This is a genomic window from Bacillus cereus group sp. BfR-BA-01347 (genome assembly GCF_022663835.1).
Lineage (GTDB): Bacteria > Bacillota > Bacilli > Bacillales > Bacillaceae_G > Bacillus_A > Bacillus_A thuringiensis_K.
In genome coordinates this window covers 36,752-53,290 of the sequence record NZ_JAKUGG010000024.1, presented here as the reverse complement: position 1 = coordinate 53,290, position 16,539 = coordinate 36,752, and the positions used below count along the sequence as shown (strand labels likewise).

Genomic DNA, 16,539 nt, shown 5'->3' with positions numbered 1-16,539 from the left:
AAAAATTACAATTATAGACTGCTAAACGTACTATCTAGTCTATTTAAAAGGTAAATGCAAAAGACTTCTTCTTTTGCATTTAATAACTCGTCAAAAACACTTTCCGATACGATAAACTTAACTAAATCTATACAATTCAATCAAATTTACACAAGTTAGTGCTTCAAAGTGTTCTCGCAGCCCCAAAGGGACGAGGGGTATAACACTCCACACGAGGCAGTATCGTTACCTCCTATTATCAAGCATTTATTTTACCCATCTTGATAAATTTATCGTAGCATTTACATCCCTATCGTGATGGCTATTACATGAAGCACAACACCACTCACGTATTTTTAAACTCCACTGTCCTTCTGGTTGAACTGAATGGTCGTATTTTACGCCGCAATATGAACAAATCTTGCTTGAAGCGAACCATTTATCAGCTTTTACATACGCAATGCCGTACTTCTCGCACTTGTATGACAAACATTGAAAGAAGAAGTTTAATTTTTGAAATGAAAATGCTTTCGATAGTTTTTTGTTTTTTAACAGGTTTGAAATAGATAAGTCTTCCACAACAATCCTGATTGGTTTGGTTTTCACCAATTTAGCTGTTGCTTGATGGATATGGTTAGTTCGGATATTCGTAATTTTCCTAGATAACCGCAGGTGCTCAGCTTTCGCTTTTTCATATCCGGCAGATTGAATTTTTGCACCTTTTTTAAATCTCCTAGACATATCTCTTTGTGCTGACTTTTTCCTTTTCAAAAGTTTTTTAACCTTGGCATCTTTGTTTATATTTCGTTCTTTCATACCATTAGAAGCTACAAAAAGCTCTTTTAAACCAACATCCACACCAATCGACTCATTCGTTAGTTCTTGTAATTCAAAGTCTTCTTGGAACCCTACACTAATCCACCAGTGACGACCATCAAAGGTAACTCTTGGATTGGATGGTTTTTTATTTCTTGGTAGTTGTTGGCTTGTTTTCACTTCTCCAATAGACTGAATGTGAACTACTTTCTTTCCTATAATCAGTCTTTCATAATTAGCATAAAATCCTTGGATTACATCTTTTTTGGATTTATAAGAAGTGTGAGAACCATTTTTGTACTTTTTGAACGAATTTTTTCTCGCCGCATCAAAATCTCTTGAAGCCTGTTTAGGAACTTGTGCATTAATGTCTTTTAACCACTCATATTTCTTTCGCTTCTTGATCTTTGTAAATCGTTTCTGTAAAGCTAACTGTGAAACAGATTTTCCAAATAGCTTATAATATCTATCACTCATTCTTTTACAATAGTTATAAGCAAATCTTGCAGCACCAGCATGGTTTCTAAGCACTTTTTCTTGTTCAGGCGTTGGAATCAGTCTAACTTTCTTCGCCAATATCATCAGAATGTAACTCCTTTAATGAAAGATTTGTTCTTCTGAATCGTAGCGTGTTCCACCAGCATTCTCCTGAGACCACTCGGATGCAAACCTGTTAATTCCGATACTTGACTAACTCGTGAAAATTTCATTATTATTCTCACCTCATCGAACCAAACATAGCACGTACGTTCGATAAAATCAATAAAGTTTGATAGATTCAATAAAATTTATCTCGTTCAACTAAGGGCGCAACTCCTTAGCCAGTTCTCTTATGAACTTCTCATGTTTTCACATGAGCGCAGACTATATGTTTATCTACTTAGAGATAGAGGATTTTTCCACCACCATAGGCTTGTGATGTACTCTCGTCAGTTATACGAGATAGTCGTTGAACGTTCATCTTATCCATTTTGACTTAGATGATTCGAGGCGGAAGACCCATTGTTCTAGTGTTTAGGATTTAACCTTGCACGATCTGATTGATTTTTTCTGCTTTCGCGACATTCACGCTCGCTATTTCTAGCCACGTTGTAGTTCAATCAGCTTTAGGGATTGCCCGCAGTTAACCCTCACTACTAGCCAATCACTTGACTAGCAGGGCTTACTGATATATTTAATTAACTTTCGTTATAATTGGTTAAATAAATCGTAACAGTTAGTTACCCTTTCGTTTTCTCAGCGGACTGCACAACATCAACTGCTGCTTTCACATCTGCTAAGTCATACGTAGAATGTACCGTCATAAAACACAATTGCTTATTTTCTACTAAGCGAATTAAGTGACGAAACGTTTCTTGCCATTTATATGGTGACACTTCTTTATTCCAATGTCGTAAATGAAATATGTTCGCGTGTACTTTGGCTTTCGTGACAATTTCTGCCCAGTTTACTTGTATTCCTGATAGAAGACCGATCGTTAAAAAGTGCCCGTTTGGACGTAAGGAGAAAGCTAATTCATTTCCAGCCGTTCCCCCGATAGAATCAATTGCAGCATCCGCACCGAGCCCGTTTGTTAATTCCATAACAGTTTCATAAAGCGGGGCAGTGGAAGTATCAATTACATATGCAGCACCAAGGCGCAGTAATTCTTCTGTATGCTTATTATTTCTTGTAACAGCAATTAATCGGAAGTTTAAAATTTGTGATAACTGCGCAAATAGATGTCCAATAGCGGATCCACAAGCATTCACTAATAAAACGTCATTACTCTGTAAGTTTAACGTTTCTGTACAAGTAACCCACGCCGTAAGAGGGTTAATATACATTTGCGCCGCTGTAAAATCATCGATGGAATCAGGGATAGGGACTACAAAATCAGCTGACGTCTTCACATACTCCTGCCAAGTACCTTCTCCGCGTAACGGTAAAACACGTTTACCGATAAGGTCTCTCGTAACGCCCGCACCTACATCTTCTACAATACCAACACCTTCATAACCAGGTATGTTAGGTAAAGGAATTCTATGAGCGTACGCTCCGGTTATTGGAATTAAGTCAGATGGATTAATCGGTCTAACTAACATACGGACCAAAACTTCATTCTCTTTTAGTGGTTCTATATTTTTATATTCAACTTGTAATACATCTTTTGGGTTGCCAAACTTGTGAAATTGAATGTGTTTTCCGTGCACGATAAATGTTCCCCCTTGGTTTGATAGGATTAATTATAGCATTTTTGGTTGGAGTGATTATTTGGTTATCAAAAAATAAAAGGGAACAGAAATTCTTCGTTTATCTATTTGATAAAATCGGTTTCTTCTGAATACGTAGTAATATAAGAAAAAGACGCTCTTGTGAGCGTCTTTTTCTAACTTGAGATAGATGCATTATTATTGTTCTACTAGGTTACATAGTTCTCGTATAAAGTTTTCTCACACAAATGATCTGTATATCAATTTGCTTTTGATATACAGATCATTTGTATGATAATTATTATAGATAATTGCTGAATGATAACCTTACATGAATGCTTTTAAAAGTTCTTGAACTAATGGAATTACTCCACCTACAAATTTTAAAACTGCCATTGCGATTTCCATATGAGTGCCTCCTTTTTTAATGGTAAGATACAATAAATCTTTATACGCTTATTATAGTGAGCGCTTACAATTATATCAATGCATTTCGATATGCAATATTTCATATTTGTATTCTGTAATGGGGATGGGAGAAAGCCCCACTAATTAAAGTTTCACTTTATCAAAATGTAAGCTGCATCTTGTATAATATAATGGTGGAGGTCGAATATGAAAAAAGTGAATTCAAATATAGACGTGGATACAAATGTATTGGAAGCGGTATTTATTCCAAGAAGGTTTATTGTTTTATGGATTACACTCGTATATATAGCTTCAATGCTTTTAGAATTTCGTAATAATATTCTCTCAATGGATAGTTTCTTCTTCACAATAATTATTGTTATTCATACTATCTTTCATTGGTATGCAAGTTCATTAAAGAATAGACAATTGTTGTATTTCTTTTTTGTACAACTCTTCATTGTGTTTCTTGCTGCATTTATTGTACCAAATGGTTCAATAGCTATTTTTGTTGGATTAACCCCTATTTTAATTGCCCAAAGTTTATATGTTTATAACAATATATTTAAAGTAATGGCGGTTTTCACTCTCATGTATGCCATATTTTGTACTGCGATTAGTATGAATTATGGTGTGAATAAAGTAGCTATTCTTATCTCTATGTTCCTTTTAGTACTAGCAATTATTATTCCTTTTTCTTATATTAATAAGCAGCAATATGATGCACGTAATCGTATACAGAGCTACATTCAAGAGTTAGAGTCTGCATATATGAGAGTAGAAGAATTGACATTAGCTAATGAAAGGCAACGAATGGCAAGGGATTTACATGATACGTTAGCGCAAGGTGTAGCGAGCTTAATTATGCAATTGGAAGCAATAGAAGCCCATATGCAAAAAGGGAATACAGGGCGATCGCAAGAGATTATGAAACAAACTATGATAAGAGCGAGACAAACTTTACATGACGCAAGGCTGGTTATTGATGATTTGCGTCATACTACTAATTCATTTAATAAAGCTGTAGAGGAAGAAGTTCAACGTTTTTCTGAGGCTACGTCTATACATGTGAGATTTACTATTCAAAGTCCCCCGCATATTTCAAGATTAGTAAAGGAACATTGTTTATATGTAATTAGTGAATGTTTAACGAATATCGCAAAACATTCACAGGCAAAAGATGTAAATTTGAAAGTTGAATATAGTGATAACCTTGAAAAACTTACTATTGAAGTTGAAGATAATGGAATTGGTTTTGACACTGGATATATCGGTAAGAATCCTGGACATTACGGCTTAATTGGCTTAAATGAGCGAGTTCGATTGATTAATGGAGAAATACATATATTGAGTGAAAAGATGAAGGGTACGAAAGTGTGTATTCAAGTACCTATTAATAATGAAGGAGATAGCGATGAAGTATAACGTATTAATTGTGGATGATCATTTCGTTGTAAGGGAAGGTCTGAAATTAATAATAGAAACGAGTGATTCATTTCAAATTATAGGTGAGGCTGCAAACGGAGAAGAAGCCCTTTCTTTCATAGAAAAAAAGAAACCTGATGTTATTTTAATGGATTTAAATATGCCTAAAATGAGTGGTTTAGAAACAATTGAGGCTTTAAATAAAAAACAAAATCATACGCCGATTATTATATTAACAACTTATAACGAAGATGAATTAATGTTAAAGGGAATTGAGCTAGGAGCAAAAGGATATTTGCTAAAAGATACGGATCGTGAGAATTTGTTTCGAACATTGGAAGCGGCTATTCGAGGTGAGATTTTACTACAACCTAATATTATGGAAAAGATAGTGAATTATAAAAGGAAAGAAGTATATGCTGATAAGGTTGAAGAAAATAACTTAACAGAAAAAGAATTGTTTGTGTTGAAAGCTATTGCGCGTGGAAATAAGAATAAAGAAATTGCATTCGATATGGGAATAGCTGAACGAACAGTAAAAGCGTATTTAACAAATATATATAATAAATTAGGTGTTAATTCAAGGTCAGAAGCAGTAGCTGTATCTATTGAAAGGAAGTTAATTCATTTTTAAAACGTTATATATGCCCAATCGTACATTATAGGCTTGCCCTTTTGTACGATTTTTTTATTATTTTCTCATGTTATGCTTTAGAAAGTATGAGAGATTTAAGAACGCTCTAATTGCATTACACAGACGTTTTTAATGTGGGAAAGGAAGAATGGGGGAGTTAGCGTAGATGTTTCTACTTATTACTACATTTGATAGGTTTATTTGGCTGGGGAATGTTGCTTCGTCTTCAGAAAAGATTAACAGGAATCTAGCGTTTTCGAGGGCTGAAGAAAGTAATGCTAATTTGCGTAAAAAGAAATGTATAGGTTCAATTAATAATATGCATCAAAAAATAACGATAGCTTCTGTGGAATATGGTCATAATTTTGTGTTGGGTCGTGCAGAACCTCATTCAACAATTGTCATAACAAGTGGTGATATGTATGTTGGAAGCGGACGGGTTAATAAGTATGGGAAATTTAAAGTATGTACGAATGATTATCTAGAAAGAGATTTGGTAATAGAGATTCAGTTAATAATGGGTGGTTTTTATCAAGAGAGTATAACGGTAAAGATAGAACGTTAAGATAGAATTATTTCTTTTTTTCCACTATATAAAAAGGAAGCAACCGTAGTTGCTTCCTACATCAATTAAGCCGAAGCCTTCTTCATTCTCTCAAGTAAACTAGATAACACATGCGTACGATAAGATTCTAGTTTTTTACCTTCATAAGTACGGATACCTAATTTTTTAAGTTCTTTTACATACCAACCTTTGCTTCCGAAATACATGTGATCGCTCCCCTTCAACTTTGTTTTTATTTATCCTGATTGCATATGGAGGTACAGGAATTATAATGAAGGAAATGAATTTCGCACGAAAATGGTTAACTTTGTTGCAAAAGACATATATACTAAAGATAGTATACAACGAGGTGGACAAGACGTGATTATAGAGAAGCACGAAATTCAAATTGACCAAATTACGAGTGGTAAAGTGAATATCTTTACTTTCTATAGAAATAGAAAGCAAATTGATGATCATTTTTTACGATTACAAGAACCATCGCTTACAGCAAACTACTTCTTCCATTTTCATTTTGATGCAGAGAGCTTGCATCTATTGCAGAAAGAGTTTCCGAGCGTATATCCGTACGACGGTAGTGAAACGATTCACGACTGGACGGAAAAGATGAAAGCAGAATTGCAACATCAGATCCAAACAGGTAAATGGAATAAACGCGTACGTATCGGTAATCGCATTCTAGATGTGGTGTTTACGTGGTGTGACGAAGATATAGTAGAGTGAAAAAGAAGCGGATGACGCTTCTTTTTTTAGCGCTGGAATAAAACGAGCTTACCTGCAGAAGATGTGCAGCGATGTGTTTTCTCATACAATCCTTTTTCTTTTAAAATAGATTCACCTTTTGCTTTCGCTTCTTTTTCAGTTGCCGCCTCGAATGATTCGTCTAATGCTTTAGAACCATCTTTTTCAAAGACTGTTAGAACGTATACTCCCATGAAAATTCCCTCCAATAATAAAATCAGAATCTTATAACTATTTTGGCATAAATCACTAGAATATGCAAAGAAATATATGACATTGCGTGTTACAATAAGGTGAAACTTTTGAAACATAGAAAGGATCGTTATTTGTGAAACAAGTAAAGTTTATACATGCGGCTGATTTGCATTTGGATAGTCCATTTAAAGGGATGGAGATGAGTGTACCGCAGTCTGTTTGGGAAAGAATGAAGCAAAGTACGTTTGAATCGTTCGAGCGTATTGTTGATAAAGCGATTCAAGAGCGCGTTGATTTCGTATTACTAGCCGGGGATTTGTATGATGCGGAGACGAGAAGTTTGAGAGCGCAAGTGTTTGTGCGCGAGCAAATGAAGAGACTTTCGCAGTACGATATCCCTGTTTTTATTATTCACGGTAACCACGATCATTTAGGGGGAAGCTGGGCAGCAATTGAGTTTCCGGAAAATGTTCACGTGTTTACGGAGCCTTATGTAGAAGAGAAATCATTTTATAAAAATGGTGAGTTGTTAGCTTCTATTTACGGTTTTAGTTATTTGCAGCAAGCGGTAACGGATAATATGACAGCGCAGTATACGAAAATGAGTGATGCGCCTTTTCATATTGGTATGCTTCACGGAAGTGTGGAAGGGGATGCAGAGCATAATCGCTATGCGCCGTTTCAAATTCGTGAGCTGAAAGAAAAGCAGTTTGATTATTGGGCTCTTGGCCATATACATAAACGTGAAATTTTATCAGAAGAGCCGTATATTATTTATCCGGGGAATATACAAGGTCGTCATCGTAAGGAGACAGGGGAAAAGGGTGCGTACCTTATTGAACTTACAAAACAAGGATCGCAATGTTCATTTTTCCATACGGCGGATGTTGTGTGGGATGAGATAGAAGTGAATATTGATGGACTTGAAACTGTTGATGAACTGATGACGAGCGTATCGAGTGCGATGAATGAATGCCGAAGAGAAGAGGAAGGGACGCTACTTACTGTCGTATTTACAGGACAAGGGCCACTTTCTCCTTATTTACGTGATGAAAAGCGCGTAGAAGAGATTTTTCATATTTTAGCATCTGGTGAAGAGCGAAAAGATTTCGTATATACGATGAAGTGGAAAAATGAGACAGTCTCTTTTGCAGAAATCGAGCGTTTGAAAGAAGAAAATCATTTCGTCGGTAGTGTGCTGAAGGAGTTAGAAGCTTTCACCAATATGGACGGTGTGTTGCGCACGATTTGGACATCTCCTGTAGCACGTAATAGTATTGAATCTTTTACAGAGGAAGAGAAGAAAGAGATTCAAAAGGAAGCAGAAAATATTATTTTAGAACAATTATTCCAGCAAGAGAGGGATAAGAAATGAGAATTGAAAAACTCCATATTTATGGGTACGGAAAATTAGAAAATGTGGAAATGGATCTGTCAATGCTGACAGTGTTATATGGTGAAAATGAAGCGGGGAAATCAACAATTCGCTCATTTATGAAAAGTATTTTATTCGGTTTTCCGACGAGAGGACAGCGCCGTTATGAGCCGAAAGAAGGCGGCAAGTATGGCGGTGCGATGACTGTGCAAACAGAGAAGTACGGCCGTTTGAAAATTGAACGATTGCCAAAGATGGCAGCTGGCGAGGTGACCGTTTATTTTGAAGACGGGAAAACGGGCGGCGAGGAAATTTTACACGATATATTAAGCGGGATGAATGAAAGTTTATTTGAATCTGTCTTTTCATTTGATATGCATGGCCTTCAAAACATTCATCAGCTTGGTGAAGCGGATATTGGCAATTATTTATTTTCGGCAAGTGCAGTCGGGAGTGATGCGCTATTGCAGTTAGATAAAAAGCTAGAAAAAGAAATGGACCAGCGCTTTAAGCCGAGTGGTCGTAAACCAGAAATTAACGTGTCATTGCAAGAGATGAAGAAACTTGAAGAGAAGATGAAAGAGTGGCAAGGGAAAATTGGCACGTATGAAAAGCAAGTGGAGCAGTTAAAAGAAAGTGAAGAGAAGCTTGCTTCTGTTCGCGGGGAAAAAGAGAGTGCAGAAAAACGAAAGCAAGATTATGAAATATTAGCAGCGCTTGAGCCACTCGTTATTGAAAAGCGTGCGCATGAGAAAGTGTTAGAGAACGAGAGCGGGCAGTTTCCTGTAAACGGAATGGCGCGTTATGAAGCAATTAAGGCGAAGATGGAGCCGCTTCAATTACAAGTGGACTCACTTCATAAAAAAATTGAGAATGTGCAATCTGAAATGGAATCGATTCAAATAGATGAAGAGTTTTTGCAAAAAGAAAGTTATGTAGAAGAACTTCGAATGCAGCATATGTCTTACGAAAATGCACGCCAAGAAATGCGTGATCTGACAGGAAGTATTACGAATATAAAAGAAGAAATCGCAGAACTGGAACAACAAATTGGTGCTACTTTTGAAAAGGAAACAGTTCTTTCATTTGATATGAGTTTGGCAACGAAAGAGTTAATTACGCAAACAGTGCAAAAGGCGCGCGAATTAGAAACGCAAAAAGCACAGCTCGATGATCGTTTTAAAGTAGCGCAAGAGCAATTAGAAGAACAAGAAGAAAATATAAGGCAGATTAAGAAACAAATGTTAGTGGATGAAGAGAGAAATGTGTTAGTTGAGAAAGAGAAATCGTTCCAAGATGCGGCGTTTATCGGTATAGGCGCAGAGAGAATGAAGCGCAAGTATGAGGAAAAAGCAGGAACAGCTAAGCAAAAGAAAAAGCAGTGGCAAAGAGTTTGTCTTCTATTACTTCTTATTAACACAGGCGTTTTATTCACAAGCTTATTTATAGATAACCGAGCGCTCTTATTTATTAGTGTCATTGTTTTTGTAGGGATTGTTCTCGCCCTTGTTTTATATAAAGATCCATCAAGTGGATTACAAGAAGAGCTCCTTACACTTCAGCAAAGTGCTGGCGGGAGACAAAGTGAAGAAGCGATGTCTGTGCGCTATGAGTTAGAAAAAGATGAAGAGATACGTAAACTATTTGAGCGTGAGTCATATAAGTTACAGCAAATGGAACGAGCGTATGATAAAGTCGTTTCATCGTATGAGGAATGGGAGAGAGAAACGTTCCAGGCGGGAGAACAAGTCGATGCATATAAAACGCGCTATATGTTTCCTGAATTTTATACGTATGCACACATATTGCCGGCGTTTGAGCGTATGGAAAAAATGCAGCAATTATATCGTGATTTAGAGAAGAAAAGTGAGCGCAAATCTTCATTATTTGAAATGATTTCGCAATTTGAACATAAACTAGAAACTGTTATCGGTAGTGCGGAGTATAGTAAGCTACACGAGGCACAAAGCCGTATGCAAAATGAGAAAGAGAAGCGCCAAACTTGTAAGCAGTTAAAAGAAAAACTGGCGGAATGGCAAGAAGAATATGAGTTTATGCAAGAACGATTGAAACATCTGTTAGTAGAACGAGATGGTTTATGGCATATTGCAGAGGCTACAGATGAAGAGATGTTTTTAGAAGTAGGTAAACTAGCGGAAAAACGTGAAGATGCTGAGAAACAAGTGGGGCGTTTATTACCGCAAATTGATCTGTTGGAACAGCGTTTAACGAACTTATCATTAGCTGAACATTATGAAGCTGACGGTTATGAAGAGAAATTAAAGAGAGAAATGACAGTCGTGCAAAACTGTCTTACGGAAGAGAAAGAACTGACAGAGCGTATTGCGAAACATCGTATGGAAATTGCGAATTTAGAAGAAGGTAGTACATACGGCGATTTAATGCATGAATGGGAAATGAAAAAAGCGCAAGTGCGTGAACAAGTGAAGAAGTGGGCTGCTTATGCGGCCGCAAAAACGGTGTTAACGAAAACGAAGCAATATTATCACGAAGTACATCTTCCTCGTATTTTACAAAAATCAGAAGAGTATTTCGTCTATTTAACAGGCGGACGATATAGTAAAATCTTTTCACCGTCAGAGGCAGAACCGTTTATCGTTGAACGTAACGATGGTATGCGTTTTTACAGTCATGAACTAAGCCAAGCGACAGCGGAGCAGTTATATTTATCGCTGAGATTTGCACTCGCGAAAACATTCGAACATGATTATCCATTTATTATTGATGATAGTTTCGTGCATTTTGATGCGGTAAGGACGAATCGAACGATTGAACTTATAAAGGAAATTGCAAAGGATAGACAAGTCATATTCTTTACATGTCATGCGCATTTACTCGCGTATTTTACAGAAAAACAGATTATAAAATTAACACATATGCGTAAAGAAAATGAGTTGTAGTGTGCTATACTAAAAGTAACTGATTTGGTGGAGGAATTCGAATGAAAAAGAAAATTGCAGAATATGAAGTTGGTGAACAAGTCGATATTTTCTTGTTAATTAAAACAGCGACAAAAGGTATCGCAAGCAATGGAAAGCCATTTTTAACAGTAATCTTACAAGATCCAAGTGGAGATATTGAAGCGAAGCTATGGGACGTATCACCAGAAGTTGAGAAACAATATGTAGCGGAAACAATCGTGAAAGTAGCTGGAGATATTTTAAACTACAAAGGCCGTATTCAATTACGTGTGAAACAAATTCGAGTTGCGAATGAAAATGAAGTAACAGATATCTCGGACTTCGTAGAAAAAGCACCAGTGAAAAAAGAAGATATGGTCGAGAAAATTACGCAATACATATTTGAAATGAGAAACCCGAACATTCAACGTCTAACAAGACATTTATTAAATAAGCATCAAAACGAATTTTTAGACTATCCAGCAGCGACTAAGAACCATCATGAGTTCGTATCTGGATTAGCGTATCACGTCGTATCGATGCTTGATTTAGCGAAAGCTATCTCAAATCTATACCCATCATTAGATAAAGACTTACTGTATGCAGGCGTTATTTTACATGACCTTGGTAAAGTAATCGAATTATCTGGCCCAATTTCTACAACGTATACGTTAGAAGGAAATTTACTAGGTCACATTTCGATTATGGTGAACGAAATTGGGAAAGCAGCAGATGAGCTGCAAATCGATGCAGAAGAAGTATTAATTCTTCAACACATCGTGCTTTCTCACCACGGAAAAGCAGAATGGGGTAGCCCAAAACCACCATTAGTAAAAGAAGCAGAAATTCTGCATTACATCGATAACTTAGATGCAAAAATGAACATGATGGACCGTGCATTAGGACGCACGAAACCAGGCGAATACACAGAACGTGTCTTTGCACTTGATAATCGTTCGTTCTATAAGCCGTCGTTTCATAATTAATAGTGTGAATAAAGTGGCCTCATTAAGTGTTAATATGCTTAGTGAGGCTGTTGTATAATGATAATAAAGTTATTGAATTTTGATTATTAAAAAGCTAAGAGCCTTACTACATTCTACGTAGCAAGGCTCTTTAAAGTTGTTTCAAATTACATCCATCTGTTCGTTCAAGTGTAACTATTCGTAATTATTTGATATTATACAGGTGAATAGAAAGATGAATTAAAATTTAGTTTCGTAGTTGTAAAAGGAGGTTATTTATATTATTCTCTTATAATTTTCCAAAAAGGAGAGTTTATGAAAAAGATTATTGTTTTTGTATTAACGATATTTATATTATTCTCAGGATTTGCAACACAAAGTTATGCGTTGTCAGATTCTCAATCTGCGGCAATACAAGCGTTGCTAGATGATGCCTGTCGTATATCAGGTGTGCCGGGAATGTCAATCTCAATACTTGCTGATGATGAAGTGTTCTACTTTTCTTCAGGGTATGCAGACCGTGAAAAGGGGTTGTCTGCAAGTGAAAATACACTCTATGAGTTAGCCTCGGTCAGTAAAGCTTTTACCGGTATGGGTATTATGCTATTGGAAGAGCAAGGGCTGCTTTCAATGACTGACCCTGTCCAAAAATATTTACCTTGGTTTACATTAAAGTATCAAGGGAAACTTGTTGATATGCAAAGTCTTACACTAAATAACTTTCTTCACCATACCAGTGGTCTAACAAATATTAGGCATCTTCAAAATATTCCACAAGGCAATACACCAGATATGTTGCAAAGGACTGTAGAAATGCTCGTGGATGCTGAATTGGCGTTCCCTCCCGGTGAACAGTATAACTATGGAACCGTTAATTATGACGTATTGGGTTTGGTTATTGAGATTGTGTCGCGACAAAGCTATGAAGACTTTATGAAGGAACAGGTATTTCAGCCGTTAGGTCTTCACCAGACGTATGTTTATAAAGAAGCTGCTCAAGCCACTGGACAGTTGGCACAGGGCTACCGTTCTTCCTTTTTTATGACAACTCCATTTAAAGCTCCGGATTATGCTGGGAATAAACCCGCAGGCTACATCATTTCTAATACAAAAGATATGGCGCGTTGGATGGGCATACAGATGGGGATCGTGCAGGACATACCCGAAATATTTCACATGGTTATCGAAAAATCACATAGGGGTGATATGTCTGTTTCGGCTGTCAACGGTATGTATTATGCGGCAGGCTGGTCCGTAAACGCCGAACAAACGATTATAGAACACACTGGGGGCAATCCAAATTTCAGAACCGAAGTAGTCATACTGCCAAATGAACGAACAGCCGTCTCCTTGCTGAGCAACGGCGCAAATACCAATACAAACATGGTACTAAAAGTTAAAGATATATTAGAAGGCAATCTCACTCAGTCATATGAAATAAGCGGCACACAGCTTTTGGATATCATTTTGTCGTCTATCACAATTATTCTTTGCCTATTGGCCGTTTTGCTATTTCTCTTAGGATTACGCAGAAGGAGAACGAATGAGCGGCAGCCAATGACAAAAAAGAGAATAACCGTAACAGTTATTTTCCTGACTGCTACGATTGCCCTAGGTATACTGTGCTGTGCTTTCGATTGGTCAACAATACTTATGTGGCAAACATATAGTGTTCTTACAGCTTTGATTTCGTCAGCATTATTAACAGCAAGCATTACATGGTTTGTATACACTCACCGATAAAATACCTCGCTCCCAAGATAAGCATAATGTTAAGTAATTAAATTTTAATTTATCGGTATGCTTAATTTGAAAAAAAAGACACTTCGGTGTCTTTTTTAATATCATCGACAAAATTCCCAGCCAAACCTAATTACCATAGATTCCACGAACCTGCTCCGTTCGTGGAATAAGGATTTTTAAACAACTATATTATTTCTGCACAGCTGTTTTTATAGGAAGTACATAAGACTTTATAAAAAATATCTCGAATTTGAGATAAATCTCTTGCTTTTTAATCACTTGAGTTGTAAAGTGATAGTAACGAAAGCAATTGAGCCATATGAAAAACATACACTCAGTTGTTTTCGATTAAAAAACGAAGTAACTTATTTAGTAAAAACTAAGATGAATTTACAAAAACATAATGAGAATAAATTGAAAAGCTAAGAAGCATATTATTTTTTAGTTATCACTTGACTAGTAAAATGAAACGGAGGAATTATCAATGTATGAAATTAAAGGGCATCATCACATTTCAATGGTTACGAAAAATGCAAATGAAAATAATCACTTTTATAAAAATGTGCTTGGATTACGTCGTGTGAAAATGACAGTAAACCAAGATGATCCGTCAATGTACCATTTATTTTACGGAGATAAAACAGGAAGTCCGGGTACAGAGTTATCATTTTTTGAAATTCCATTAGTAGGAAGAACATATCGCGGTACAAATGCGATTACTCGAATTGGATTACTCGTTCCTTCAGAGGAAAGCTTACATTACTGGAAAGAACGATTTGAGAAATTTGATGTGAAACATAGTGAAATGACAACATATGCAAATCGTCCTGCTTTACAATTTGAGGATGCGGAAGGTCTTCGCTTAGTACTACTCGTTTCAAACGGGGAAAAAGTAGAGCACTGGGAAACTTGGGAGAAATCAGAAGTTCCTGCAAAGCATCAAATTCAAGGAATGGGTTCTGTAGAAATGACAGTTCGTAGACTTGATAAAATGGCGAGTACACTTACAGAGATGTTTGGTTATACAGAGGTTAGCCGCAGCGAAGAGGAAGCAATTTTTCAGTCCATTAAAGGAGAGGCTTTTGGAGAAATCGTTGTGAAATATTTAGATGGTCCTACTGAAAAGCCCGGCCGCGGTAGCATCCACCATTTAGCAATTCGTGTGAAAAACGATGCAGAGCTTGCCTATTGGGAAGAACAAGTGAAACAAAGAGGCTTCCATTCTTCAGGAATCATTGACCGTTTCTACTTTAAAAGCTTATATTTCCGTGAATCAAACGGAATCCTTTTTGAAATTGCGACAGATGGACCAGGGTTTACAGTTGATGGAGATGTGGAACATTTAGGAGAAAAACTTGATTTACCACTGTTCTTAGAAGATCAGCGTGCAGAGATTGAAGCGAATTTAGCACCTATTGAAGAGAAGTAATAGAAGAAAATATACAACTTTAACATATAAATGAAACCCATTGGAGGAATATAAAATGAACCAATTAAAAGGAATTCACCACGTTACAGCGATTACAAGTAGTGCAGAAAAGAATTATGAGTTTTTCACTCACGTTTTAGGAATGCGTTTAGTTAAAAAAACAGTAAACCAAGATGACATTCAAACGTATCATTTATTCTTTGCAGATGATAAAGGTAGTGCAGGAACAGATATGACATTCTTTGATTTCCCAGGTGTTCCGAAAGGAGTACACGGTACGAATGAAATTTCAAAAACTTCATTCCGAGTGCCAACTGATGCAGCGTTAGCATATTGGGTGAAACGTTTTGACCGTCTTGAAGTAGAACATACAGGAATTAAAGAGCAATTTGGTAAGAAAACTCTTTCTTTCGTTGACTTTGATGACCAACACTATCAATTAATCTCAGATGAACTTGATAAAGGTATCGAATCAGGTACACCATGGCAAAACGGACCAGTTCCATTAGAATATGCAATTACTGGTTTAGGCCCTGTATTTATCCGTATTGCAAACTTTAGTTTCTTCAAAGAAGTGTTAGAAAAAGTTTTGTTATTTAAAGAGGTTGCGCAAGAAGGAGAATTCTATTTATTTGAAGTGAATAAAGGTGGAAACGGTGCTTCTGTCATTGTAGAACATAATACAGTTCTTCCTGAAGCACAACAAGGTTTTGGTACAGTGCACCATGCGGCATTCCGCGTAGAAGATCGCGCTGTATTAGAAGAATGGATTGAGAGAATCAGTAGCGTAGGACTTCCTTCATCTGGCTATGTAAACCGTCACTTCTTCGAATCATTATACGCAAGAGTTGCACCACAAATCTTATTTGAATTTGCAACAGATGGCCCAGGATTTATGGGAGATGAGCCATACGAAACACTTGGCGAAAAATTATCTTTACCTCCATTCCTAGAGCCAAAACGTGAAGAAATTGAAAAATTAGTTCGTCCAATTGATACAGTGAGAAGTACGAAGGAATTTATTAAAGAGTAAAAATAGAGATAGTAAGTAGGAGAGCAAGTAGTTTTAGCGGAGTGCTGGAACTGCTTGCTTTTTTATTTATCCTAGTAAGTTTTCTGACAATTCTTTCTCAAGTTATTAAAAAGGAAAA

The 16,539-nt window shown here is 36.6% G+C and carries 15 protein-coding genes and 1 pseudogene; 10 read left to right on the top strand and 6 right to left on the bottom strand.

Translation table 11 applies throughout. From position 1 onward, the window contains the following. Positions 1–246 precede the first annotated feature (246 nt). The 4 genes and pseudogenes from MR143_RS26300 to MR143_RS33290 all read right to left on the bottom strand — a co-directional run bounded on the left by MR143_RS26300 (position 247) and on the right by MR143_RS33290 (position 3,499). Positions 247–1,377, bottom strand: a complete 1,131-nt coding sequence (locus tag MR143_RS26300) for an RNA-guided endonuclease InsQ/TnpB family protein (RefSeq protein ID WP_000599319.1) — start codon at positions 1,375–1,377, stop codon at positions 247–249. Then, entirely contained in the window at positions 1,377–1,505 is a 129-nt protein-coding gene (locus MR143_RS33060) for a hypothetical protein (protein ID WP_000672782.1), read from the bottom strand. The genes MR143_RS26300 and MR143_RS33060 overlap by 1 nt, the downstream gene beginning before the upstream one ends. 510 nt (positions 1,506–2,015) lie before the next feature. Continuing rightward, positions 2,016–2,987 carry a zinc-dependent alcohol dehydrogenase family protein gene (locus MR143_RS26295; protein ID WP_000546058.1) on the bottom strand — a complete coding sequence of 324 codons (972 nt, stop codon included), beginning with the start codon at positions 2,985–2,987 and terminating at the stop codon, positions 2,016–2,018. Positions 2,988–3,314: 327 nt separating this feature from the next. Continuing rightward, positions 3,315–3,499, bottom strand: a pseudogene (locus MR143_RS33290) (hypothetical protein). Positions 3,500–3,602: 103 nt separating this feature from the next. Here MR143_RS33290 and MR143_RS26290 point away from each other — a divergent pair. The 3 genes from MR143_RS26290 to MR143_RS26280 all read left to right on the top strand — a co-directional run bounded on the left by MR143_RS26290 (position 3,603) and on the right by MR143_RS26280 (position 6,019). Further along, the gene (locus tag MR143_RS26290) at positions 3,603–4,820 is read left to right on the top strand and encodes a sensor histidine kinase (RefSeq protein WP_000757599.1); all 1,218 of its coding nucleotides are present in this window, start codon (positions 3,603–3,605) and stop codon (positions 4,818–4,820) included. Beyond that, entirely contained in the window at positions 4,810–5,454 is a 645-nt protein-coding gene (locus tag MR143_RS26285; RefSeq protein ID WP_000876838.1) for a response regulator, read from the top strand. Before MR143_RS26290 ends, MR143_RS26285 begins: the two co-directional genes overlap by 11 nt. Before the next feature lie 166 nt (positions 5,455–5,620). Continuing rightward, a complete protein-coding gene (locus MR143_RS26280) occupies positions 5,621–6,019 on the top strand; it encodes a hypothetical protein (RefSeq protein ID WP_000479289.1) in 399 nt (132 codons plus the stop codon). 65 nt (positions 6,020–6,084) lie between these two features. Here MR143_RS26280 and MR143_RS26275 read toward each other — a convergent pair whose 3' ends face one another. After that, positions 6,085–6,225: a YflJ family protein gene (locus tag MR143_RS26275; RefSeq protein WP_000273536.1), complete on the bottom strand. Its 141-nt coding sequence runs from the start codon at positions 6,223–6,225 to the stop codon at positions 6,085–6,087. Positions 6,226–6,379: 154 nt separating this feature from the next. Between MR143_RS26275 and MR143_RS26270 the strand changes: the two genes are divergently transcribed. Then, a complete protein-coding gene (locus MR143_RS26270; RefSeq protein ID WP_000582785.1) occupies positions 6,380–6,742 on the top strand; it encodes a hypothetical protein in 363 nt (120 codons plus the stop codon). Positions 6,743–6,768: 26 nt separating this feature from the next. Here the strand turns inward: MR143_RS26270 and MR143_RS26265 are convergent, their stop codons facing one another. Beyond that, entirely contained in the window at positions 6,769–6,954 is a 186-nt protein-coding gene (locus MR143_RS26265; RefSeq protein ID WP_000539547.1) for a YhzD family protein, read from the bottom strand. 134 nt (positions 6,955–7,088) lie between these two features. On the opposite strand from MR143_RS26265, the gene MR143_RS26260 reads away from it, so the two are divergent. The 6 genes from MR143_RS26260 to MR143_RS26235 all read left to right on the top strand — a co-directional run bounded on the left by MR143_RS26260 (position 7,089) and on the right by MR143_RS26235 (position 16,421). Continuing rightward, a complete protein-coding gene (locus tag MR143_RS26260; protein WP_000815731.1) occupies positions 7,089–8,330 on the top strand; it encodes a metallophosphoesterase family protein in 1,242 nt (413 codons plus the stop codon). Further along, the gene (locus MR143_RS26255; RefSeq protein ID WP_001217627.1) at positions 8,327–11,251 is read left to right on the top strand and encodes an ATP-binding protein; all 2,925 of its coding nucleotides are present in this window, start codon (positions 8,327–8,329) and stop codon (positions 11,249–11,251) included. The genes MR143_RS26260 and MR143_RS26255 overlap by 4 nt, the downstream gene beginning before the upstream one ends. A 41-nt stretch (positions 11,252–11,292) precedes the next feature. Next, entirely contained in the window at positions 11,293–12,237 is a 945-nt protein-coding gene (yhaM, locus tag MR143_RS26250; RefSeq protein WP_000726638.1) for a 3'-5' exoribonuclease YhaM, read from the top strand. Positions 12,238–12,531: 294 nt separating this feature from the next. Continuing rightward, complete coding sequence (locus tag MR143_RS26245) at positions 12,532–13,959, top strand: serine hydrolase domain-containing protein (protein WP_000720968.1); 1,428 nt, start codon at positions 12,532–12,534, stop codon at positions 13,957–13,959. A gap of 484 nt (positions 13,960–14,443) precedes the next feature. Then, positions 14,444–15,388 (top strand): ring-cleaving dioxygenase, encoded by a 945-nt coding sequence (locus MR143_RS26240; protein WP_199717872.1) that lies wholly within the window; start codon positions 14,444–14,446, stop codon positions 15,386–15,388. 55 nt (positions 15,389–15,443) lie between these two features. Beyond that, a complete protein-coding gene (locus tag MR143_RS26235; RefSeq protein ID WP_199717871.1) occupies positions 15,444–16,421 on the top strand; it encodes a ring-cleaving dioxygenase in 978 nt (325 codons plus the stop codon). The last annotated feature ends 118 nt before the right edge of the window (positions 16,422–16,539 follow it).

Coding starts and splice junctions, on each gene's coding strand:
- MR143_RS26280 (WP_000479289.1), top strand. CDS start 5,621: ATGTTTCTACTTATTACTACATTTGATAGGTTTATTTGGCTGGGGAAT.
- MR143_RS33060 (WP_000672782.1), bottom strand. CDS start 1,505: ATGAAATTTTCACGAGTTAGTCAAGTATCGGAATTAACAGGTTTGCAT.
- MR143_RS26275 (WP_000273536.1), bottom strand. CDS start 6,225: ATGTATTTCGGAAGCAAAGGTTGGTATGTAAAAGAACTTAAAAAATTA.
- MR143_RS26235 (WP_199717871.1), top strand. CDS start 15,444: ATGAACCAATTAAAAGGAATTCACCACGTTACAGCGATTACAAGTAGT.
- MR143_RS26265 (WP_000539547.1), bottom strand. CDS start 6,954: ATGGGAGTATACGTTCTAACAGTCTTTGAAAAAGATGGTTCTAAAGCA.
- MR143_RS26285 (WP_000876838.1), top strand. CDS start 4,810: ATGAAGTATAACGTATTAATTGTGGATGATCATTTCGTTGTAAGGGAA.
- MR143_RS26255 (WP_001217627.1), top strand. CDS start 8,327: ATGAGAATTGAAAAACTCCATATTTATGGGTACGGAAAATTAGAAAAT.
- yhaM (WP_000726638.1), top strand. CDS start 11,293: ATGAAAAAGAAAATTGCAGAATATGAAGTTGGTGAACAAGTCGATATT.
- MR143_RS26290 (WP_000757599.1), top strand. CDS start 3,603: ATGAAAAAAGTGAATTCAAATATAGACGTGGATACAAATGTATTGGAA.
- MR143_RS26245 (WP_000720968.1), top strand. CDS start 12,532: ATGAAAAAGATTATTGTTTTTGTATTAACGATATTTATATTATTCTCA.
- MR143_RS26300 (WP_000599319.1), bottom strand. CDS start 1,377: ATGATATTGGCGAAGAAAGTTAGACTGATTCCAACGCCTGAACAAGAA.
- MR143_RS26240 (WP_199717872.1), top strand. CDS start 14,444: ATGTATGAAATTAAAGGGCATCATCACATTTCAATGGTTACGAAAAAT.